This is a genomic window from Phormidium yuhuli AB48 (assembly GCF_023983615.1).
GTDB lineage: Bacteria > Cyanobacteriota > Cyanobacteriia > Cyanobacteriales > Geitlerinemataceae > Sodalinema > Sodalinema yuhuli.
In genome coordinates this window covers 2617967-2642264 of sequence record NZ_CP098611.1, presented here as the reverse complement: position 1 = coordinate 2642264, position 24298 = coordinate 2617967, and the positions used below count along the sequence as shown (strand labels likewise).

At 46.1% G+C, this 24298-nt stretch carries 5 protein-coding genes; 1 reads left to right on the top strand and 4 read right to left on the bottom strand.

The window, feature by feature from the left end:
* Positions 1 to 101: 101 nt before the first annotated feature.
* Positions 102 to 1523 carry a DICT sensory domain-containing protein gene (locus NEA10_RS11250; RefSeq protein WP_252659997.1) on the top strand — a complete coding sequence of 474 codons (1422 nt, stop codon included), beginning with the start codon at positions 102 to 104 and terminating at the stop codon, positions 1521 to 1523.
* A gap of 128 nt (positions 1524 to 1651) precedes the next feature.
* Here the strand turns inward: NEA10_RS11250 and NEA10_RS11245 are convergent, their stop codons facing one another.
* The 4 genes from NEA10_RS11245 to NEA10_RS11230 form a co-directional block, all read right to left on the bottom strand.
* Positions 1652 to 7078 (bottom strand): trifunctional serine/threonine-protein kinase/ATP-binding protein/sensor histidine kinase, encoded by a 5427-nt coding sequence (locus NEA10_RS11245; RefSeq protein ID WP_252659995.1) that lies wholly within the window; start codon positions 7076 to 7078, stop codon positions 1652 to 1654.
* A gap of 392 nt (positions 7079 to 7470) precedes the next feature.
* On the bottom strand, positions 7471 to 12903 hold the full coding sequence (locus NEA10_RS11240; RefSeq protein WP_252659992.1) for a trifunctional serine/threonine-protein kinase/ATP-binding protein/sensor histidine kinase: 5433 nt from the start codon (positions 12901 to 12903) through the stop codon (positions 7471 to 7473).
* A gap of 358 nt (positions 12904 to 13261) precedes the next feature.
* A complete protein-coding gene (locus NEA10_RS11235; RefSeq protein ID WP_252659990.1) occupies positions 13262 to 18709 on the bottom strand; it encodes a trifunctional serine/threonine-protein kinase/ATP-binding protein/sensor histidine kinase in 5448 nt (1815 codons plus the stop codon).
* A gap of 50 nt (positions 18710 to 18759) precedes the next feature.
* Positions 18760 to 24177, bottom strand: coding sequence for a trifunctional serine/threonine-protein kinase/ATP-binding protein/sensor histidine kinase (locus NEA10_RS11230; RefSeq protein ID WP_252659988.1), 5418 nt, complete (start codon positions 24175 to 24177; stop codon positions 18760 to 18762).
* Positions 24178 to 24298 lie beyond the last annotated feature (121 nt).

Here is a 24298-nt window from a genome sequence, read left to right as displayed (position 1 = left end):
GGAAAACCTACCCCTTATAATAGACATTGGGCGTTGCTTAACAGCCGAGCCAAAGACCCACCAACCCGGACTACTCAAAGCCCCTTATCTGATTCTCCATTGTGCTCAACGGATCTCTCCTCCAAAAACTCGTCCAACGGCAAAACACCCAACCCCGTCCTACGCCGCCCATAAACCACGGGGTGTACTATAAAAATACTCTTGTTGCTCTCTGTCATGCCCTGGAAGACAGCATCCTAGAGTCGGACTGTAACCCGGTCATGATGACTGCCTTTCAACAGGGGAAATGGTATCTCCAGGAAGCTGATCGCTACGGAGAGATTGCCGATAAGGCCCAAACTATTGTGATTCTGGCGGCCCCCGACTCAGGTTTCCGGGAGCATCCCACGAGCCAAAAAGCCAATGTTGAGCTAGTCCCCCTCGCCCCTGACGACCCCGTGGCTCAAGAATGGCATCTCCTTATTCTGTCTCCTGGTTATACGGCGATGGTCTTGTGTCAGGAACTTTCCCAGGCAGATTACGGCGATACGGGGGTTCCCGAGGTGGATTTGGAGCGGAAGTTTTATGGCTTTTGGACGTTTGAGCCGGAGTTAGTGTTAGCCGCTGTGGAGTTAGCGATTGAGCATATTCAACCGTTGCGAGAGGATGTGGCGGAATCCCTCAAGATGCGAGTCGCTGAGATTCGCCGGGAACTCTCTCAACAGCCCCCCCTGGATGTGGCTCAGGTCTCTCAAGACTTAAACCCCATTGTCTCGCGGGTGGTACGTTACCTGAGTGATTCTCATGAGGGACTTAGCCAGGACTTAGAGACTCAGGTTTTTCCCCACCAGCCTGAACTCGAATATAATATTGTCTCGAATAAGTTGCAGGCCTTTCTACGCATGGCCCAACTGATTGATTTAACAGATTTGCAAAATCCCCACGCCGCTAGTGACGTCTCGGGACTCTGTGAAGCCTTTGCTCAAATCCTGGATTTGCCCGCTTGGCAGGTGAAACGGTTACGTTTAGCAGGGTTATTACATCGAATTGATGCTTTGCCGTATCCAGAAGCGAGTTTAGCTGAGAGTGAGCCGTCCCCTCTAAGTTGTCCTCTCTATCCGGGACGACAAGCGTTGCGAATGATGCCGCAACTCAAGGCGATCTCCCAAATTATCGCCCACCAAGGGGAATATTGGGATGGTTCAGGAAGGCCGGGGGGCTTGGGTTACGATGAGATTCCCCTAGAATGCCGCATTTTAGGGCTACTGGTTGAGTTTCAACGACGGCTGAATCGGTTAATGCAAGAACAATCCCGGTCTCAGGCCTTGATGGAAGCCTTGGCGGATTGTCAAGCGGCTAGTGGTCACCGCTGGGACCCGAAACTGGTTGAAACGCTGACGCTTTTGGTTATGGCTCTACAACAGGGAATGACCCTGCCTAAAGAAGCCTTTAAACTGCGATCGGGCCTGTGGCTGCTAAACCCAGAGCAAAACCCCGATCTCTTCCCTGAGCAAGTCTCGAATCCTTCAGCGACTCTTGTTTAAGTCCCATTAGCAGCATTAGTTTGGTCAGGATAGCAAAAAATGGGATGAAAAATGGTTGTGGGGTTTGGGTCTATCTCTTTTTAAGAGATTAACAGACCCATGCTCATTTTTCAACACGATTTAACTTTTTAAGGAGTAACACCATTACTCGGCAGTCGAATAGAAAATTCAGTGCCTTGTCCTAAGTGTGACTGAACCTCTAAGTAACCCCCATGTTTATCTACAACAATCTGACGGGCGATCGCCAAACCCAGCCCAGTCCCTTTGCCCACGGCTTTGGTCGTAAACAAATGGTCAAAAATTTGGGGTTGAATCTCCTCGGGAATCCCTGAGCCATTATCGGCAATGGTTAAGGTTACCTCATTATCAACTTGTCGAGTTGTCAGGGTAATCCGCTGGGTTTTCTCTTTCAAGGCAGCAAAGGATGATTCTTGTGCCATCTCATCAAAGACATCAATGGCATTGGCGAGTAGATTCATAAAGACCTGATTGAGTTGTCCCGGGAAGCAATGAACCGGTTGGAGAGAACCATAGTCCTTAACGACCTCAATCTCAGGTCGATGCTCATTGGCTTTGAGGCGGTGGCGTAAAATCAGGAGGGTACTATCGAGTCCTTCATGGATATCAAAGGGCTGCTTGGAATCCGTATCTTTCCGGGAGAAGGTGCGTAAACTTTTGCTGATGGATTTAATGCGATCGCCACTATCCCGCATCGCCCGAATCAACTGAGGTAAATCCTGCCGCACATAGTCTAACTCTACCGCCTCTAGCTCTGCCTCAATCTCCTCTCCGGGTTCCGGGAATGCTTCTCCATATAAGTCAAGCAATCCCAATAAATCGTTTACATAGTCTTCCGTAGCTCCCACATTGCCCAGAATACAACCCACGGGATTATTAATCTCATGGGCTACCCCAGAGACTAAGCCCCCCAGGGCAGACATTTTTTCACCCTGGACTAACTGAAGTTGGGCTTCTTGCAATTCCGTCAGGGACTGTTGCACTCGTTGATACAACCGGGCATTTTCTAAGGAAATTGCGGCTTGGGTGCAAAGGAAATTTAGGATAGTGATGCGTTCCGGGGTGAACACCCCAGAACTGAGCTGATTCTGTAGATATAAAATTCCCAGACAACGTCCTTGAGTCAGGATGGGCAAACCGAGTACACTCTTGGGTTTTTCAGTTTCTAGATACTGGTCTAAAACCGGTAAGTCAGTGACGAGGTTATCAATCGTCACAACCTGTTGCGTGTTTTTAACATACTGAATTAGTTTCAGGGGTAGATTAGGACTGTGGGCGATCGCCTCGCTACAGAGATGAACCGTCTCAAGAGTGGTGATGGCTCGGACTTGCCATTCACCTGCATCCGTGGGAATGATTAAGGTACAGCGATCGCCCCCTGAGTTTTGCAAAATAATCCGCGTCAGTTGACTGAGTAATTCATCCAGTTCTAAGGTTCCCGAAAGCGCTTGAGATGCCTTGAGTACACTGCCTAAGTCTAAAGCTTGGTTAAGACCCGATCTGCTCCCCTGTGAGACCCCGCTGCTACTAACAACCCTGGCACTGGAAATGATGCTGACGGTATTCAATAGATCAAGGGATTGGAGGACCGGTTGCAGGATAGGTTGCAGGAGTTGGGGATAGCGTTGCCCTAAATCGGCGACTTTGGCTTTGGCTCCCCAACGAGCATAGCCGTAGTAAGCGTCTTGCATATAGCTGGCGGCGACTTTTTCTTTACCACAATCGAGGTAAAACTTTGCTGCTAGTTCGTTAGCAAGAGCTTCGTCTTGGATAAAACCGTTGGCTTTGGCTCCGGTAATAGCTCGATCATAGCCATCAATAGCCTTGGCAATATCACCCAAAACTCGATATTTTTCTGCTGCCAAGAGATTCACTTTATGTTCGTGATTCATGGGAGCATTCTCTGCCCAAGTTGATAGAATAGCGTGATGCTGTTCTGTTAAAGCAAGTAGTTGCAGTTTTTCATTTTCAGACTTGGTTTTTGCCACCGCCAAATAGGTTAATCCGCAATAGAAATGTACGGGAGCAACATGTAACATTCCAGCGATAGTATTCAAATACTTACTAAGTTCATGAATGTAGTCAAGAGCATGGTTATAATCGCTAAACAAATAAGCCAAGATTAGCTTATAGGTATACGCATAACCCAAGGCTAGTAGCTCGTTAGTTTGCAGGTACTGTGGAAACATTTTCGTCTCATCATAGGCATCCCCAATCAAAAGAGTTGGTTGATCAGTTATTTTAACTAAGCGTTGTACAAATTCATGCTTCATTCGAAAGTATGTCAGGGGATTATCCTGCTTAAATGAAACCATAACTGCACAAAAATGATTGATTTCTGATTGAAGCTCAGATAATTCTTGTCCAGTGTAGAAAGAAGCATCAAGATGGTTGTTAAGGCAGTAACCTGCATATAAAAAGTCACCAGTTTCTATGCCCGCTAAATACCCTTGTTTCAAGGGGAGAAATATGGAACTTATAGGTTCTTTTTGATGCTGTATGAAAGGCGAAAAAATAAGAGTTGTTAGACATTTATATGCTTTTGTATCGAGGCGATAAATTAGGTCTAAAGCCATTTTGCCAAAGTTGTAGCCTAGCTCGACTTGATCCGAGCTCGTCGTTAAAACCATGCCATAGGTAGCATAACCAGTACTGGAAACAGGCGCATTGCCAAATTGAAGCGACAAGCTGACAATCTTCGCAGTAAGAAAGGGCAGAAATGTTGATTTAGCTGCAAATACCATTGGCACTATCATCCCTAGCAGTTCCATGATAGCAATCATGGTTGGGTCAGCGATCACGGGCAAATTTACTAAATCCTCAATCACTTTCCCTTCTAACTCCATCGCCACATCTTGTAAGGCTTTCTGGTTTAAACTTGGTGTGATGTCTACCGGAAATTCGACTCCCAACTCAGTAATAGCTTGGGCCGCTAGAGCGATCGCCTCCGCAAATTCATTCTGAGCTGCCGACATCTTGATCTGCACCTGGTAAACAGGCACTTTATCCAAGACGGTCTGAGCAGAATCCAAAACTTGTTGAATTTGGTGATTTGCTTCTTCAAAATCTCCATTCAAATAGGCCATAGTAGCGGCAGTTTGATGCAGCTTCAGACTCAATTCATACTGGGTTTGCCAACTATATTCTGAAAGTAAATCTAACCCCACTATAGCTAAGTCTTGAGCCGCTCGGTAAGCCGTGGCTTTCTTCGCTTTTTCAATGGCGGCAAGGTTCAGTCGAATCAAAGACTCTCGTTCACTTTCCTGACTCAGCAACCCACGCCCCGAGTTGAAATGTCCAACAATATTAAATAGTTTTTCTTCTTGTTCGCTCTCCGATAAATTCTGTTGCAGCAATTGCCCAATCTTTAGGTGAGTCGCCTGTTTCTGATCTTCGGGAATCAGGGAATAGGCTGCCTGTTGCACCCGGTCATGGAAAAAACGATAGTGAATTTGCTCAAAAACTTCTTCATTTAGGAATTGATGGTCTGGGCATTGCTCATCATCCAAATAGAACTTGTAGATTTTACTCTCAGGTACAATCAGCCCCTCTTGTAGTGCCGGCCACAGGGTTGACGCCACTTGGATTTCCTCTTCTTCTGAAACAATCGTCAAGGTCTTGAGGTCAAATTTTGCCCCAATACAAGCTGCAAATTTGAGCTGTTCTTGGGTAGCCATGGGCAATTTTCGTAACTGCAAGGCCATGAACTCTACTACATCATCGGTTGCGGCATCCTGGACTGCCATTAAGTCACATTGCCAGTGGCCAACCTCTCGGTCAAACGTAATGAGTCCATCTTGGTGTAATGCCTTGAGGAATTGAGTAGCAAAGAAAGGATTGCCCTGGGTTTTTTGCATGACCAAATTCGTCAAGGGCTGTACCCCAGAGGCTGGAGCCTGAAAAGCATCGGCAATCAGATGGTTCACGCTCTCGGCACTCAAGGGACTTAGAGTTAGAGTTTCTAGGGTGATATTAGCTTTTTCTAGGGCCGTCATCATCATCAAAAAGGGATGACCGGGAAATACTTCATTATCTCGATAGGCTCCCAACACTAAGAGATATTGAGAATGCGCTTCTGTTAATAGACCTTGCATTAGGTTCAAGGAGGCGGAGTCGGCCCATTGTAGGTCATCGATAAAGATGACCAGGGGATGTTCTTCTTTCGTGAACACCTGAAGAAAGTTTTGAAACAGATGGTTAAAGCGGTTTTGGGCGGCCTCGCCTGAGAGGTCTGGGGTGGGAGGTTGTGAGCCAATAATCTGTTCGAGTTCAGGAATTAAATTAATCAGGACTTGACCACTATCTCCTAGGGCTTCTAGGAGCTTGTCTTTCCAGATTTCTAACTGCTCATCAGATTCTGAAAGCAGTTGATTCATTAAATCTCGTAGGGCTTGGACAAAAGCTAAGAGGGGACTGTTGCGGTTAAATTGGTCGAATTTTCCTTTGATGAAGTAGCCTTTTTGCCGGGTAATGGGTTTGTGGACTTCATTGACGACAGCGGTTTTGCCAATTCCAGAAAATCCGGCGACCAGCATCAGTTCTGAACGGCCTTGGCACACACGCTCAAAGGCCTCTAACAGGGTTTGTACTTCCCCTTCCCGGCCGTAAAGCTTTTCAGGGATGAGGAAGCGATCGCTCACATCCCGCTTACCCAGGTCAAACTTTGATATTTCACCGGTCTCTTGCCATTGGGTCAAACAGTGCTGTAAGTCATACTGGAGTCCCAAGGCATGTTGATACCGGTCTTCAGCATTCTTGGCCATCAGTTTGGCGACCATGGCTGCCACGATGTCTGGAACGGCTGGGTTCACCTGAGTCAGGGGTGTGGGGGATTTGGCAATATGACTATGTATTAAGTCCATCGGATCGTTGGACTGGAAGGGTAACTCACCACTCAAGAGTTGGTACAGGGTCACACCCAAGGCGTAAAAGTCTGCACGATAATCAATGCCACGATTCATGCGTCCGGTTTGTTCAGGAGCTAAGTAGGCTAAAGTGCCTTCTAAAATGTTGGGGCTTTGAATCTCTTGGCTTTCCTTGGGTAACAATGAGGCAATACTAAAGTCAATAAGCTTGACGGTTTTGTGTTCTGGGTGAATGAGGATATTGGCCGGCTTGACGTCTTTGTGGATGACACGGTGCTGGTGTAGGTCGTGGAGGATGTTGGCCAGTTGTAGGGCAATCTCTAGCACTTCGGCTACATCCAGGCTTTGCTCTTGAAGATATTGACTTAAAGACAACCCATTCCCATCTTCCATGACCAAGGCATACCCATTGCCAACAGGTTCCAGACCCAGGACGTTTACAATCCCTGGGATGGACAGGTTTTTGGCGATCGCGTATTGATTGCGAAACTGCACCAACTCCCCAAAGGTTGGATATTCTGACCTAAGGACTTTAATGACAACTGGATGCTGATTCCTGTTGTCTAAGGCTCGATAGACGGCGGTACGAGCGCCCAGATAAATCTGCTCAACAAGGCTGAAACCGGATAGTTTGTCAACTGCTGGGGATGAAGGATGCGCTGGGTGGGTCATGGAGTTTGTCAAAGACAAAAGTTCCTCTCCCTCAGTCTAAAGTATTTATTCTAAGATGGGGGTAAATGTATCAAGAATGTTATAAATCGTACTTAGAGAAAGAACTAGGGGCTTAAAATACAGTCTAACAGAGGTTTTATGGGTAAACTCCTTGCGTTAACTTTGGGATAATGGCACAAAGTTCGTCAACGTTAAACTCTCCAGACCACTGCGTTAGCCATTGACGGCAAAACTTTATGATACTGCTGTGATTAAGAGTATCGTCTCAAAACTCTAAAACTTTTTAGAGATTGGATCTACCGGCTAAGAGTAAATATGACCGTTTTCAGGGTCGTTGACTCACTACACTCGTTCCCACTAGTACCTTGAAGATTTTGGGTGTATTCTGGATTCTAACGTGGCAGTCGAATACAAAATTCAGTGCCTTGCCTTGAGTGTGACTGAACCTCTAAGTGACCCCCATGTTGGTCTACAACAATTTGACGGGCGATCGCCAAACCCAACCCGGTCCCTTTGCCCACGGCTTTGGTCGTAAACAAATGGTCGAAAATTTGGGGTTGAATCTCCTCGGGAATCCCTGAGCCATTATCGGCAATTTTAAGGGTCACCTCATTATCAACTTGTCGAGTTGTCAGGGTAATCCGCTGCGTTTTCTCTTTCAAGGCAGCAAAGGATGATTCTTGTGCCATCTCATCAAAGACATCAATGGCATTGGCGAGTAGATTCATAAAGACCTGATTGAGTTGTCCTGGGAAGCAATGAACGGGTTGGAGAGAACCATAGTCCTTCAGAACTTCAATCTCAGGTCGATGCTCATTGGCTTTGAGGCGGTGGCGTAAAATCAGGAGGGTACTATCGAGTCCTTCATGGATATCAAAGGGCTGCTTGGAATCCGTATCCTTCCGGGAGAAGGTGCGTAAACTTTTACTGATGGATTTAATACGATCGCCACTATCTCGCATCGCCCGAATCAACTGGGGTAAATCCTGACGCACATAGTCTAACTCCACCGCCTCTAGTTCTGCCTCAATTTCCTCTCCGGGTTCCGGGAACGCTTCTCCATATAAGTCAAGCAATCCCAATAAATCGTTTACATAGTCTTCTGTAGCTCCCACATTCCCCAGAATACAACCCACGGGATTATTAATCTCATGGGCTACCCCAGAGACTAAGCCTCCTAACGCTGACATTTTTTCACTTTGGACTAACTGGAGTTGGGCTTCTTGTAACTCTGTCAGAGACTGTTGCACTCGTTGGTAGAGTCGAGCATTTTCTAGGGAAATTGCGGCTTGGGTGCAAAGGAAATTGAGAACAGTCATGCGTTCCGGGGTGAACACCCCAGAACTGAGCTGATTCTGTAGATATAAAATTCCCAAACAACGTCCTTGAGTCAGGATGGGCAAACCGAGTACACTCTTGGGTTTTTCAGTTTCTAGATACTGATCTAAAACGGGTAAGTCGGTGACGAGGTTATCAATCGTCACAACCTGTTGCGTGTTTTTGACATACTGAATTAGCTTCAGGGGGAGATTAGGATTTTGGGCGAGCTCCTCTGTACAGAGATGAACCGTCTCAAGAGTGGTGATGGCCCGGACTTGCCATTTACCCGCATCCGTGGGAATGATTAAGGTACAGCGATCGCCCCCAGAGTTTTGCAAAATAATTTGCGTCAGTTGACTGAGTAATTCATCCAGTTCTAAGGTTCCCGAAAGCGCTTGAGATGCCTTGAGTACACTGCCTAAGTCTAGAGCTTGGTTAAGACCCGAGCTACTCGACGAACCCGTATGAGATTGGGTATAAGAAGATATAAAGGGATTTCCAATAGTGACTAAGGTATTCAAGACCTCTGTAGACATCACTGGGGCCTGGAGGATGGGACGCAGCAACTCAGGGTAATCTTGTTCCAGATTCGTAACCTTAGCGTGGGCTCCCCAGCGAGCATACCCATAGTAAGCTTCTTGCATATAGCCTGCTGCTACTTTTTCTTTACCCCAGTCTAGGTAGAACCTGGCTGCCCGTTCGTTGGCCAGAGCTTCATCTTGGGTAAACTTATAAGTCCTGGCAGTCGCAATGGCGCGATCGTAATAGTCAATTGCTCTGGCTCGATCTCCAACCACCCGACACCGCTCAGCTTCCACTAACTCCCAGTGATGTTGATGGTTGGCAGGAGCAAAGGCGGCCCTATTTTGTAACTGCTCCTGCTGCTGTTGAACTCGGGCTAACACCTTAGGCTGTTCTTCCAGTGAAGTTTCTGGATACAGCGCTAATTGAGTCAAGGCATCCAAAAATACATAGAAGGCCAGAAAAAAGCTTGACAGCGCACCATCTAAATGATTTTCTATGATTTTCAAGTTTTCAGCAGCCTCGGAAGTTTGATTAAATAGATAGAGCAAATAAATTGAATACAAATAGTGCTGAAAAATTCCGCAGTTATCACCAACTGACATTGCCTGGGTTAAGAACGCTTCGCCTTGATAAACCGAGCCCTGAAGTTCCCAGGGTACATCCGTCACTCCTTGCAGGTTCATAGCCAGTTGTTGAAGCATATCCGTATAGCCAAGCCAGCATAACTGACCAAAAGAATGAATGGCTTTACGGTAGATTTCCAGTTCAGTAACTAGAGTCGCCAAATCCTGACCGACTACATAAGATGTCAAACAATAGTAAGAAAGATTCAGTGCTCCCGATTCAAGATCTCCTGTCTCTAAACCAATATTATATCCATTTAAGAATGGTTGCAGTAAATCAGACAATGGATCTTTCCAAGGACGGATGAGACCATTTATAATAAAATACGCGCGACATTTGTAGCCATTTTCTTGGAATTTATCAATGACAGCAAGGGCTAACTGTCCGAACTCATATCCGGCTTCAACTTCCTCTAAAACTGCACACAAAACCACACCATAGTCGGCATAAGCAAAGGTTGAAATCGGGCAATTGCCAAATTGAATTGAGAACTCTACCTGCTTACACACCAGTAATGGCAGTAGGGGAGGAAATACTCGATAACAGCAGGGTACTAATTCCGTCATGATTTTCATCGCAGCCAAACGATGAGTATCCACCATCTCAGGCAAATCAATCAATTCTAGGGGCGATTTCCCAGCCCAGAGTTGGGCTGTTTGTGTCATGGCGCTGCCAATATCAGCTTCTGTGGGTTGGTCTGGAAACTCAACTGATAACTGTTTCAAGACTGTAAGCCCAGTCGTTAGTGCAGAGCGCATCTTATCGTTAGCCTTAGCCGCCAAGATTCGGTATTTTTGCACCTCAATCGTGTCTAAAAAGCTCTTGGCTTCCTGCAAAACAGTCTGAACCCAATCCTCCATTTCCTCAAAGTTTGTGCTGAGATACTGGGCTTCCACCATTGCGTTATGCAGCGCTAGGGTGAGGTCATACTCCTGTTGCCAACACTCTTGTGGTAGGACTTCTATCCCAACCTTTAGATACTCAATTGCAGCTCCATATGCCGTTGCAGTTTTAGCTTTATGAGCTGCCCGTAAATTCAGGCGTGATAATTCTATCCGTTTTAAGGGATCTACCACCAAGGCCCGACTGAGGTTTAAATGGCTAAGAATTTCAAAGAGTGCTTCCTCCTGCTCTTTTTCCGAAGTATCCCGTTGCAGGAGAGTTGCAATTCGGTAGTGAACTTGCTGTTTCTCAGAATCTAAAATTAACGAATAGGCTGCCTGTTGCACACGGTCATGAAAAAAGCGATAGTGAACTTGTTCAGAAATCTCGTCATCCACCAAGTGACTATCGTTGGGCTGATCATCATCTAGATAGAACTTGTAAATCTTACTTTCTGGCACAATCAGCCCCTCTTGCACTGCCGGCCACAGAGCAGAAGTCACGTGAGTTTGGTCTTGTTCTGAAACAATCTTCAACGTTTTGAGATCAAATCTTGCCCCAATACAAGCTGCAAACGTTAACTGTTCTTGGGTCACAGCGGGTAGCTTTTGTAACTGCAACGCCATAAATTCAACTACATCATCCGTCAGGACTGCATCTTGAACCCGAACCAGGTCACATTGCCAATGGTGAGCTTCCCGGTCAAAGGTAATCAAACTATCTTGGTATAATGCCTTGAGAAATTGGGTAGCAAAAAAGGGATTGCCCTCAGTCTTTTGCATGACTAGATTTGTCAAAGGCTCCACCCCAGATGCTGAAGCCCGAAAAGCATCAGCAATTAGATGGTTAAGGCTATTAGAATTTAAAGGACTGAGGGTGAGGGTTTCTAGGATGACATTCTCATTTTCCAGGGCCCTAACCATCATCAAAAAGGGATGCTCGGGAGACACTTCATTATTTCGATAGGCTCCTAAAACCAGTAAAGATCGAGGTTGAGATTCCGATTGGGCTTCCGTTAACAGACTTTGCATTAAGGTCAAAGAAGCAGAGTCGGCCCATTGTAGGTCATCAATAAAGATGACTAAAGGGTGTTCCGCTCTCGTGAAAACCTCTAGAAAGTTTTTAAACAGTCGATTAAAGCGGTTTTGGGCAGCGTCGCCTGAGAGTTCTGGGGCGGGAGGTTGTGGGCCAATAACCTGTTCAAGTTCAGGGATGAGATCGATAAGAACCTGACCACTGTCCCTCAAGGCTTTGAGTAGTTTGTCTTTCCAGATTTGTAACTGCTGATCAGATTCTGAGAGCAGTTGATTCATCAAATCACGTAGAGCTTGAACAAAAGCGGAAAGAGGAATGTTGCGGTTGAACTGGTCGAACTTCCCTTTGATAAAGTATCCCCGTTGTCGGACAATGGGTTTGTGGACTTCGTTAATGACAGCCGTTTTCCCAATCCCTGAAAATCCGGCTACGAGCATCAGTTCTGAGGCTCCTTGGGCAACACGCTCAAAGGCATTTAAGAGCTGGGCCACTTCGGTTTCCCGACCGTAGAGTTTTTCGGGGATCAGGAAGCGCTCGCTCACATCTCGCTGTCCCAGTTTAAAGGGGGCTATGGTCCCCGTCTCTTGCCATTGGTTCAAACATTGTGCCAAATCGTACTCTAATCCCAAGGCACTTTGATAGCGGTCTTCCGCATTTTTGGCCATGAGTTTGGCGACAATTGCCCCTAACTGGGCTGGAACTTCAGGATTCACCTCAGGGACTGGGGTTGGGGTTTTGGCAATATGGCTATGAATCACCTCTAGGGGATCATCTCCCGGAAACGGCAATTGTCCTGTTAAGAGGTGATAGAGGGTCACCCCTAGGGCATAAAAGTCGCTGCGATAGTCAATGCCTCGATTCATCCGCCCGGTTTGTTCGGGGGCCAGGTACGCCAGAGTCCCTTCTAACCCTTGGGGGCTTTGAATGGCTTGGATTTCCTTGGGAAGTCGGGAGGCAATACTAAAATCAATCAGGGTAATTTTCCCAGAGTTGGGAGCAATCAGAATATTGGCTGGCTTGATATCTTTATGGATAATTCGCTGCTGATGTAACGGCTGAAGAATTTTGGCTAACTCAAGGGCAATCTCAAGAGTTTCCTCTAGGCTCAGCACTTGATTCTCAAGGTATTGGCTCAGGGATAGGCTGCCACTATCCTCCATCACCAGTGCATAACCATTGCCATAGGGGTCTAACCCCAAGGGTTTGGCGATTCCAGGAATCCTCAAGCCTTTGGTAATCGCATATTGATTGCGAAACTGCACTAATTCCCCGACACTCGGATACTCACGCTGCAACACCTTAATCACCACGGGATACCCCTGAGCCTCCTGAATGGCTCGATAGACGGCCGTTCGTGACCCTGAGTAGAGCTGCTCCGTGACGCTATAGCCGTCAATGCTTGGAAATGTGTTGCTAGAGGTGGTGACTTGAGGTTTCATGGGTGTAGTGGGAGATAAAGACTACAGTGTCGTGGAGCTTAGAATCTAGGCTTGATACCGTTGGCTGACGGCTCACAAACTGCTTTTTGGCTCTTTTGCAGGGATAAATACTACTCTAGAGGGGATATTGTCGTACTGAGTTTGGGCGACTACCCGACTACTATTCTGTCACTGCATTTGTCCATCGTCACGGAGATGCTACCGAGATGAAATATTTTTTGCATTATATTTACACGCATATATATTTCGTCATTATTCTACAAGTTAACCCACGGCTGAGAGCAATGTCAAGAATAATTTAAAAATGGACTAACTGGCGAGCTTATTGCTCATAATTAGTGATAGAACCTTGCCTTTCTCATGTAGACTGTCTAGTACGCTTGTATGAGTCTGGATTGTTTTGATGGGGCAGGCTGATAATAAATTCAGTTCCTTGATCGACTTGTGAATTGACGTTTAATTGACCCCTGTGAACATCTACAACAATTTGACGGGCGATCGCCAAACCCAGCCCGGTCCCTTTTCCCACAGCTTTGGTCGTAAACAAATGGTCAAAAATTTGGGGTTGAATCTCCTCGGGAATCCCTGAGCCATTATCAGCAATGGTCAGGGTTACCTCATTGTCAACTTGTCGAGTTATCAGGGTAATCCGCTGGGTTTTCTCTTTCAGGGCAGCAAAGGATGATTCTTGTGCCATCTCATCAAAGACATCAATGGCATTGGCGAGAAGATTCATAAACACCTGATTGAGTTGCCCCGGAAAACAATTGATAGGGGGCAGATTGCCATAATCTTTGACCACCTCAATCTCAGGTCGATGCTCATTGGCTTTGAGGCGGTGGCGTAAAATCAGGAGGGTACTATCGAGTCCTTCATGGATATCAAAGGGCTGCTTGGAATCCGTATCTTTCCGGGAGAAGGTGCGTAAACTTTTGCTGATGGATTTAATGCGATCGCCACTATCCCGCATCGCCCGAATCAACTGGGGTAAATCCTGCCGCACATAGTCTAACTCCACCGCCTCTAGTTCTGCCTCAATCTCCTCTCCGGGTTCCGGGAATGCTTCTCCATATAAGTCAAGCAATCCCAATAAATCCTGTACATAGTCTTCCGTAGCTCCCACATTCCCCAGAATACAACCCACGGGATTATTAATCTCATGGGCTACCCCAGAGACTAAGCCTCCCAGGGCGGACATTTTTTCACTCTGGACTAACTGGAGTTGGGCTTCTTGTAACTCTGTCAGAGACTGTTGCACTCGTTGGTAGAGTCGAGCATTTTCTAGGGAAATTGCGGCTTGGGTGCAAAGGAAATTGAGAACAGTCATGCGTTCCGGGGTGAACACCCCAGAACTGAGCTGATTCTGTAGATATAAAATTCCCAGACAACGCCCTTGAGTCAGGATGGGCAAACCGAGTACGCTCTTAGGTTTTTCAGTTTCTAGATACTGATCTAAAACCGGTAAGTCGGTGACGAGGTTATCAATTGTCACAACCTCTTGCGTGTTTTTGACATACTGAATTAGTTTCAGGGGTAGATTAGGACTGTGGGCGATCGCCTCTGCACAGAGATGAACCGTCTCAAGAGTGGTGATGGCTCGGACTTGCCATTCACCCGCATCCGTGGGAATGATTAAGGTACAGCGATCGCCCCCAGAGTTTTGCAGAATAATTTGCGTCAGCTGACTGAGTAACTCATCCAGTTCTAAGGTTCCTGAAAGCGCTTGAGATGCCTTGATCACACTGCCCAAGTCTAAGGCCTGGTTAAGACTAGAGCTGCTCCCCTGTGAGGATCCGCTACTACTCATAACCATTCTCCTGGAGATGGTGCTGACAGTATTCAACAGATTAAAGGGTTGGAGGACTGGTTGCAGAATAGGTTGCAGGAGTTGGGGGTAGCGTCGCTCTAGGTCGGCGACTTTAGCTTTCGCTCCCCAATAGGCATAACTATAGTAGGCTTCTTGTATGTAGCTAGCAGCAAATTTTTCTTTGCCCCAATCGAGGTAAAACTTTGCCGCAAGTTCGTTGGCGAGGGCTTCTTCTTGAACATAGCCATTTGCTTTTGCCCCGGCAATAGCAAGATCATATAAATCAATGGCTTCTACTTTTTGCCCCAATATACGAGATTTTTCTGCCGCAACTAAATTGAATTTATGACGAAAATTTTCAGGAGCACTAATCGCCCATTTTTGCATGTTTTCCTGATTGAACTCCACTTGACCCAATAGACTTTGTTTGTCTTCTGTTCTAAAGGGTGAATCAGCATTGATCAAAGCAGAGGCATTCGACAACAAACAAAGAGAGTAATAAAAATTGTGGATTGCAATAGTTACTCCAATGGCAGAATCAGCATAGTTTTTCGAATTTAATGCAGATTCAAGGGCCAGCGAATAATCACCAAACAAATAGCTCAAAATACATTTTGCTAAATAGGCCGTAAATGGCAGGGATTTATCGCTGCCTGAACAGAAATCACCCAATAATTTAGACTCGTCAAAACAATCTCCTAAAAGCCGCTCTGGAGTTTTTATATTTTTTAGCAAATTCAAAACAAGTTGATGCCAAATTGTTGTGTGATATAATGAATGATCCTGCTTGACACTCGCAACCAGCTGGATTGTCGTATTTTGCTTTTTCTGTATTTCAACTAGAGGTCTTCCAGCTAAAACCTTGAAAGTACAGTGATGAGTGCTTGCATAACTAGCATATTCAATATCCCCCATCTCAAAACCGACCTGACTAGCCCTCTCTAAGGGTTCTATACTTTCAGCAACAGAAGTTTTCCAAGGCTTAATGAAAACATTAAACAAATTGACAACCTTGCATTCTAATTCCCGCGCGGAGAATCGCTCCAACACGTTCAATGCCAGTAAGCCACAGTAGTAACCTTTATCTAAGTTCTTCTCAACTCCACACTGTAATATGCCATACAACACGTAGGCGAATGCAGTCAGTGACGTGTGTCCCTGTTTTAAACTTAGTTCAATTGCTGTCAGGACAATTGGCGATAAAAGTTCTGGTTTAGCTGTATAAGCTGGCGAGAAAATTGCCATCAGTATAGACATTATAGCCATGTGATGAGGATCTTGCATCACCGGTAATGATTCTATTTCAGATAGCTCTGGCAAGTAAATATCCGAAGCTGCTGGAGAATTATTTAAATCAACGCCCAGAAGTTCTAAGGCTAACTCTCCCACAGCCAGTGCTTCCAGCATTTCTGACTGTGCCATATACATTTGAATTTGCAGTTCGTAAACTTTGACGCAATCAAGAATGCTAGTTGCCCGTTCTAAAACAAAATTAGACAGCCTGTTAGCACGAGGGTAATTAACAGTAAGGTATTCTGCTTTGATAGTTGAATTATAAAGAGATAGTGTTAATTGATATTCCTCTTTCCAGCAATTAGGTCCCAAGAGTTTTATTCCATTTTCAAGGTACTTACTAGCACTGGAATACGCTGTTGCGGCTAGTGCCCTTTCCCCAGCCATAAGATTCAATTTAGATACTTGACATCTTTCTTTCTTAGATTCAATTAGCTCAGAACCTTGATTTAAGTGACTGACAATGTTAAAGATATTTTCTTCTAGCTTGCTAGAGGGTGTACTCTGCAACAATAGTTTGCCAATTTTGTAGTGAGTTAGCTGTCTTTGCTCATTGGGAATTAAAGAATAAGAAGCCTGCTGAATACGATCATGCAAGAAACGATAAATAGGCTTGATGTCGCCCTGGGGATTGAGTTGTTTTACTTCTTCTAACTGAAAGGACTTATAGGCTTGGTTTAGAGGGCAAATCAAGCCTTCTTGTAATGCCTCCCACAGTACCACTGCCGTTTCTGCCAGGGGCTGTTCTGCCACGATCGCCAAGGTTTCTAGATCAAACTGATTCCCAATGCAAGCTGCTAGTTGTAATACTTGTTGAGTTTCCGCCGATAGCTTCTGCAATTGTGATGCAACAAACTCCACCACATCATCCGTGAGAGCTAGGGCATTGACTTGGGCGATATCATAATTCCAATATCCCTGCGTGTAATCAAATAGGATACAGCTTTCTTCATGTAATACCTTGAGAAATTGAGTTGTAAAAAAGGGATTGCCCTTGGTTTTACGATTTACGAGTTCCGTCAGGGTAGTCGCCCGTTCTCTAGTACACTTGAGAGTGTCAGCAACTAGATGATTTGTGTTTTCCAGGCTTAGCGGAGCGAGAGTAAGGGTATTGACAATCAAATTTGCTTTTTCCAGTTCCTCTAGCGTTAGCATTAACGGGTGGGTAGGCGAAACTTCATTATCTCGATAAGCTCCCAACACAAGTAAGTGACCGTTGTCATCCAGTAACACTTTAAGCAACTGGAGTGAAGCTGAATCAGCCCACTGTAAATCATCTAAAAATATAACTAAGGGATGGACGGCAGTGGTGAAAACCTGGATGAAGTTTTGGAACAGCAAGTTAAAGCGATTTTGGATCGCACTCCCAGATAGTTCAGGGGCAGGGGGCTGCTGACCAATAACCCGTTCTAGCTCTGGAATTACCTCAATCAAGATTTGCCCATTTTCACCCACTGCTTTGAGAATTTCAGCTTTCCATTGGGCTAATTGAGCATCAGATTCTGAGAGCAATTGTCCCATCAAATCCCGCAAGGCTTGGGCAAAAGCCGATAAAGGAATGTTGCGATTGAATTGGTCAAATTTGCCTTTGATGAAGTAACCTTTCTGCCGAGTAACTGGTTTATAGATTTCATTCACTACAGCAGTCTTGCCAATGCCAGAGAAGCCGGCCACTAGCATTAGTTCGGATACTGAATGTTGGATATTGGATGTTAGACTGCCCGCAACGCGCTCAAAGGCCTCTAACAGGGTTTGCACTTCAGCGTCCCGGCCATACAGCTTCTCAGGGATGAGGAAGCGATCGCTGATATCCCGCTCACCTAATTCAAACTCTAATATTTCACCAGTCTGCCGCCACTGGGTTAAACAATGCTGCAAATCATACTGGAGTCCCAAGGCATTTTGATACCGGTCTTCAGCATTCTTAGCCATCAGCTTGGCGACGATGGCTGCCACGACTGCTGGGACGGCTGGGTTCACCTGAGCTAAGGGTTTTGGGGATTTGGCAATGTGATCATGCACTAATTCCATCGGATCGTTGGATTGGAAGGGTAACTGACCACTCAAAAGTTGGTACAAAGTTACACCCAAGGCGTAAAAGTCTGCACGATAATCAATGCCACGATTCATGCGTCCGGTTTGCTCGGGAGCTAAGTAGGCTAAAGTGCCTTCTAAAATGTTGGGGCTTTGAATCTCTTGGGTTTCCTTGGGTAACAATGAGGCAATACTAAAGTCGATGAGCTTGACGGTTTTGCGTTCTGGGTGAATGAGGATATTAGCCGGCTTGATGTCTTTGTGAATAACGCGATGCTGCTGTAGGTCATGGAGGATATTCGCTAGTTGCAGGGCAATCTCCAAAATTTCTTCCAGTTCGAGTGACTGTTGCTGAAGATACTGACTTAAGGACAAGCCATTCTCATCTTCCATAATTAGGGCATAGCTATTACCTAGGCGTTCTAAGGCCAAGGGTTGAACAATCCCTGGAATAGGAAGATTTTTGGTGATCACATACTGATTGCGAAACTGCATCAACTCCCCAAAGGTTGGATATTCTAACTGGAGCACTTTAATGATAACTGAACGCTGATGGTCGTTGTGCAACGCCCGATAGACAGCGGTACGAGCTCCCATGTAAATCCGTTCAACAATAGTGTATCCGGGCATTTCGTGAACTGGAAGGGATGAAGAATTTGCGGAATGGGTCATGAGAGTTTAGCAAGGATAAGAGTTGATTGTGTCTAGTTTAAAGATTTCTTCTAACGTGGCAGTCGAATACAAAATTCAGTGCCTTGTCCTAAGTGTGACTGAACCTCTAAGTGACCCCCATGTTGGTCTACAACAATTTGACGGGCGATCGCCAAACCCAACCCGGTCCCTTTGCCCACAGCTTTGGTCGTAAACAAATGGTCAAAAATTTGGGGTTGAATTTCCTCGGGAATCCCTGAGCCATTATCGGCAATGGTTAAGGTTACCTCATTATCAACTTGTCGAGTTGTCAGGGTAATCCGCTGCTTTTTCTCTTTCAAGGCAGCAAAGGATGATTCTTGTGCCATCTCATCAAAGACATCAATGGCATTGGCGAGTAGATTCATAAAGACCTGATTGAGTTGTCCTGGGAAGCAATGAACCGGTTGGAGAGAACCATAGTCCTTCAGAACTTCAATCTCAGGTCGATGCTCATTGGCTTTGAGGCGGTGGCGTAAAATCAGGAGGGTACTATCGAGTCCTTCATGAATATCAAAGGGCTGCTTGGAATCCGTATCTTTCCGGGAGAAGGTGCGTAAACTTTTGCTGATGGATTTAATGCGATCGCCACTATCCCGCATCGCCCGAATCAACTGGGGTAAATCCTGCCGCACATAGTCTAACTCCACCGCCTCTAGTTCTGCCTCAATCTCCTCTCCGGGTTCCGGGAATGCTTCTCCATATAAGTCAAGCAATCCCAATAAATCCTGTACATAGTCTTCTGTAGCTCCCACATTCCCCAGAATACAACCCACGGGATTATTAATCTCATGGGCTACCCCAGAGACTAATCCCCCCAGGGCAGACATTTTTTCACTCTGGACTAACTGAAGTTGGGCTTCTTGCAACTCCGTCAGGGACTGTTGCACTCGTTGATACAGCCGGGCATTTTCTAAGGAAATTGCGGCTTGGGTGCAAAGGAAATTTAGGATAGTGATGCGTTCCGGGGTGAACACCCCAGAACTGAGCTGATTCTGTAGATATAAGATTCCCAGACAACGTCCTTGAGTCAGGATGGGCAAACCGAGTACACTCTTGGGTTTTTCAGTTTCTAGATACTGATCTAACACCGGTAAGTCAGTCACGAGGTTATCAATCGTCACAACCTCTTGCGTGTTTTTAACATACTGAATTAGCTTCAGGGGGAGATTAGGACTGTGGGCGATCGCCTCGCTACAGAGATGAACCGTCTCAAGAGTGGTGATGGCTCGGACTTGCCATTCACCTGCATCCGTGGGAATGATTAAGGTACAGCGATCGCCCCCAGAGTTTTGCAAAATAATTTGCGTCAGTTGACTGAGTAATTCATCCAGTTCTAAGGTTCCCGAAAGCGCTTGAGATGCCTTGAGCACACTACCTAAGTCTAAAGCTTGGTTAAGACTGGAGCTACTCGATCCTGGCTGAGATTGAGAATAAGAAGATATCAGGGGATTCCCAATAGTGACTAAGGTATTCAAGACCTCTGTAGACATGACCGGGGCCTGGAGGATGGGACGCAGCAACTCAGGGTAATCTTGTTCCAGATTCGTAACCTTAGCGTTTGCTCCCCAGCGAGCATACCCATAGTAAGCTTCTTGCATATAGACCCCGGCTACTTTTTCTTTACCCCAGTCTAGGTAGAACCTGGCTGCCCGTTCGTTGGCCAGAGCTTCATCTTGGGTAAACTTATAAGTCCTGGCAGTCGCAATGGCGCGATCGTAATAGTCAATTGCTCTGGCTCGATCTCCAACCACCCGACACCGCTCAGCTTCCACTAACTCCCAGCGATGTTGATGATTGGCAGGAGCAAAGGCGGCCCAATTTTGTAACTGCTCCTGCTGCTGTTGAACTCGGGCTAACACCTTAGGCTGTTCTTCCAGTGAAATATCTGGATACAGCGCTAATTGAGTCAAGGCATCAAAAAATACATAGAAAACCATCAAAAAGCTTGATAGCGCACCATCTAGATGATTCTCTATAATTTTCAAGTTTTCAGCAGCCTCGGAAGTTTGATTAAATAGGTAGAGCAGATAAATTGAATGCAAATAGTGCTGAAAAATTCCGCAGTTATCACCAACTGATGTTGCCTGGGTTAAGAACGCTTCTGCTTGATAAACCGAGCCCTGAAGTTCCCAGGGTACATCCGTCACCCCTTGCAGGTTCATAGCCAGTTGTTGAAGCATATCCGTATAGCCAAGCCAGCCCAACTGCCCAAAAGAACGAATCACTTTGCGGTAGATTTCAAATTCAGTAACTAGAGTCGCCAAATCCTGACCGACTACATAGTACGATAGACAATAGTAGTAAAGATTCAGTGTTCCTGATTCAAGATCTCCTGTCTCTAAACCAATAGTATAAGCATTCAAGAATGGTTGTAGTAAGTCAGACAATGGATCTTTCCAAGGGCGAATAAGACTATTTATGACACAGCCGGCACGACATCTATAGCCATTTTCTTGGAATTTATCAATGACGGCAATAGCCAACTGTCCGAACTCATACCCGGCTTCGATTTCCCCCAAAATTCCACATAAAACTACACCATAGTCGGCATAAGCAAAGGTTGAAACTGGGCAGTTGCCAAATCGGATTGAAAACTCCACCTCTTTGCACACGAGCAATGGCAATAAGGGAGGATTCGTTTGATACGCACAGGGTATTAATTCCGTCATGATTTTCATCGCAGCCAAACGATGAGTATCCACCATCTCAGGCAAATTAATCAATTCTAGGGGCGACTTTCCAGCCCAGAGTTGAGCTGTTTGTGTCATGGCGCTACCAATATCAGCTTCTGTGGGTTGGTCTGGAAACTCAACTGATAACTGTTTCAAGACCGTAAGTCCAGTCATCAATGCAGAACGCATCTTATTTTTAGCCTTAGCCGCCAAGATTTGGCATTTTTGCACCTCAATCCTGTCTAAAAAGCTCTTGGCTTCCTGCAAAACAATCTGACCCCAATCCTCCATTTCCTCAAAGTTTGTGCTGAGATACTGAGCTTCCACCATTGTATTATGCAGCGCTAGGGTGAGATCATACTCCTGTTGCCAGCATTCTTGCGGTAGGACTTCAATCCCAACCTTTAGATACTCAATTGCAGCTCCATATGCTGTTGCTGCCTTAGCTTTATGAGCCGCCCGTAAATTCAGGCGTGATAATTCTATCCGTTTTAAGGGATCTACCACCAAGGCCCGACTGAGGTTTAAATGGCTGAGAATTTCAAAGAGCGCTTCTTCTTGCTCTTTTTCTGAAGTATTGCGTTGGAGGAGAGTTGCAATTCGGTAGTGAGCTTGCTCTTTTTCAGAATCTAAAATTAGCGAATAAGCTGCCTGTTGCACACGGTCATGAAAAAAGCGATAGTGAATCTGTTCAGAAATCTCGTCATCCACCGAGTGACTATCGTTAGGCTGATCATCATCTAGATAGAACTTGTAAATCTTGCTCTCTGGCACAATCAGCCCCTCATGAAGAGCTGGCCACAGAGCAGAAGCCACTTGAGTTTGGTCTTGTTCTGAAACAATCTTCAACGTCTTGAGGTCAAATCTTGCCCCAATACAAGCTGCAAACGTTAACTGTTCTTGGGTCGTAGCGGGCAGCTTTTGTAACTGCAACGCCATAAATTTCACTACATCATCGGTTAAAGCGGCATCTTGGACCCGAACCAGGTCACATTGCCAATGGTGAGCCTTATGATCAAAGGTAATTAGGCTCTCCTGGTATAATGCCTTAAGAAATTGGGTAGCAAAGAAGGGGTTGCCCTGGGTCTTCTGCATAACCAGGTTTGTTAAGGGCTGCACCATCTTTTCTGGAGCTTGAAACGCATCGGCAATCAGGCGGTTGAGGCTATCCACCTTCAGAGGACCAAGGATGAGAGTTTCAAGGGTAACATCTGCGGTCTCTAAAGCCTTAACTGTCATCAAAAAGGGATGACCGGGAGATACTTCATTATCCCGGTAGGCTCCTAAGACTAATAGATACGACTCTTGAGTCTCTATCAATAAGCGCTCCATGAGGCTCAAGGAGGCGGAGTCAGCCCATTGCAGATCGTCGATGAAAATCACCAAGGGGTGGTCTGAAGTGCTGAAAACCTTAATAAAGCCTTGAAAGAGTAGGTTAAAGCGGTTTTGGGCAGCGTCGCCTGAGAGTTCTGGGGCGGGAGGTTGTGGGCCAATGATTCGTTCGAGTTCAGGGATGAGATCGATAAGAACTTGACCACTATCTCCTAGGACTTCAAGAAGCTGATACTTCCAAGTTTGTAACTGCTGATCGGATTCTGAGAGCAGTTGCCCTACCAAATCATTGAAGGCTTGAACAAAAGCGGAAAGAGGAATGTTGCGGTTGAACTGGTCGAACTTCCCTTTGATAAAGTATCCCCGTTGTCGGACAATGGGTTTGTGGACTTCGTTAATGACAGCCGTTTTCCCAATCCCTGAAAATCCGGCTACGAGCATCAGTTCTGAGGCTCCTTGGGCAACACGCTCAAAGGCATTTAAGAGCTGGGCCACTTCGGTTTCCCGACCGTAGAGTTTTTCGGGGATCAGGAAGCGCTCGCTCACATCTCGCTGTCCCAGTTTAAAGGGGGCTATGGTCCCCGTCTCTTGCCATTGGTTCAAACATTGTGCCAAATCGTACTCTAATCCCAAGGCACTTTGATAGCGGTCTTCCGCATTTTTGGCCATGAGTTTGGCGACAATTGCCCCTAACTGGGCTGGAACTTCAGGATTCACCTCAGGGACTGGGGTTGGGGTTTTGGCAATATGGCTATGAATCACCTCTAGGGGATCATCTCCCGGAAACGGCAATTGTCCTGTTAAGAGGTGATAGAGGGTCACCCCTAGGGCATAAAAGTCGCTGCGATAGTCAATGCCTCGATTCATCCGCCCGGTTTGTTCGGGGGCCAGGTACGCCAGAGTCCCTTCTAACCCTTGGGGGCTTTGAATGGCTTGGATTTCCTTGGGAAGTCGGGAGGCAATACTAAAATCAATCAGGGTAATTTTCCCAGAGTTGGGAGCAATCAGAATATTGGCTGGCTTGATATCTTTATGGATAATTCGCTGCTGATGTAACGGCTGAAGAATTTTGGCTAACTCAAGGGCAATCTCAAGAGTTTCCTCTAGGCTCAGCACTTGATTCTCAAGGTATTGGCTCAGGGATAGGCTGCCACTATCCTCCATCACCAGTGCATAACCATTGCCATAGGGGTCTAACCCCAAGGGTTTGGCGATTCCAGGAATCCTCAAGCCTTTGGTAATCGCATATTGATTGCGAAACTGCACTAATTCCCCGACACTCGGATACTCACGCTGCAACACCTTAATCACCACGGGATACCCCTGAGCCTCCTGAATGGCTCGATAGACGGCCGTTCGTGACCCTGAGTAGAGCTGCTCCGTGACGCTATAGCCGTCAATGCTTGGAAATGTGTTGCTAGAGGTGGTGACTTGAGGTTTCATGGGTGTAGTGGGAGATAAAGACTACAGTGTCGTGGAGCTTAGAATCTAGGCTTGATACCGTTGGCTGACGGCTCACAAACTGCTTTTTGGCTCTTTTGCAGCGATAAACACTAATCTAGGG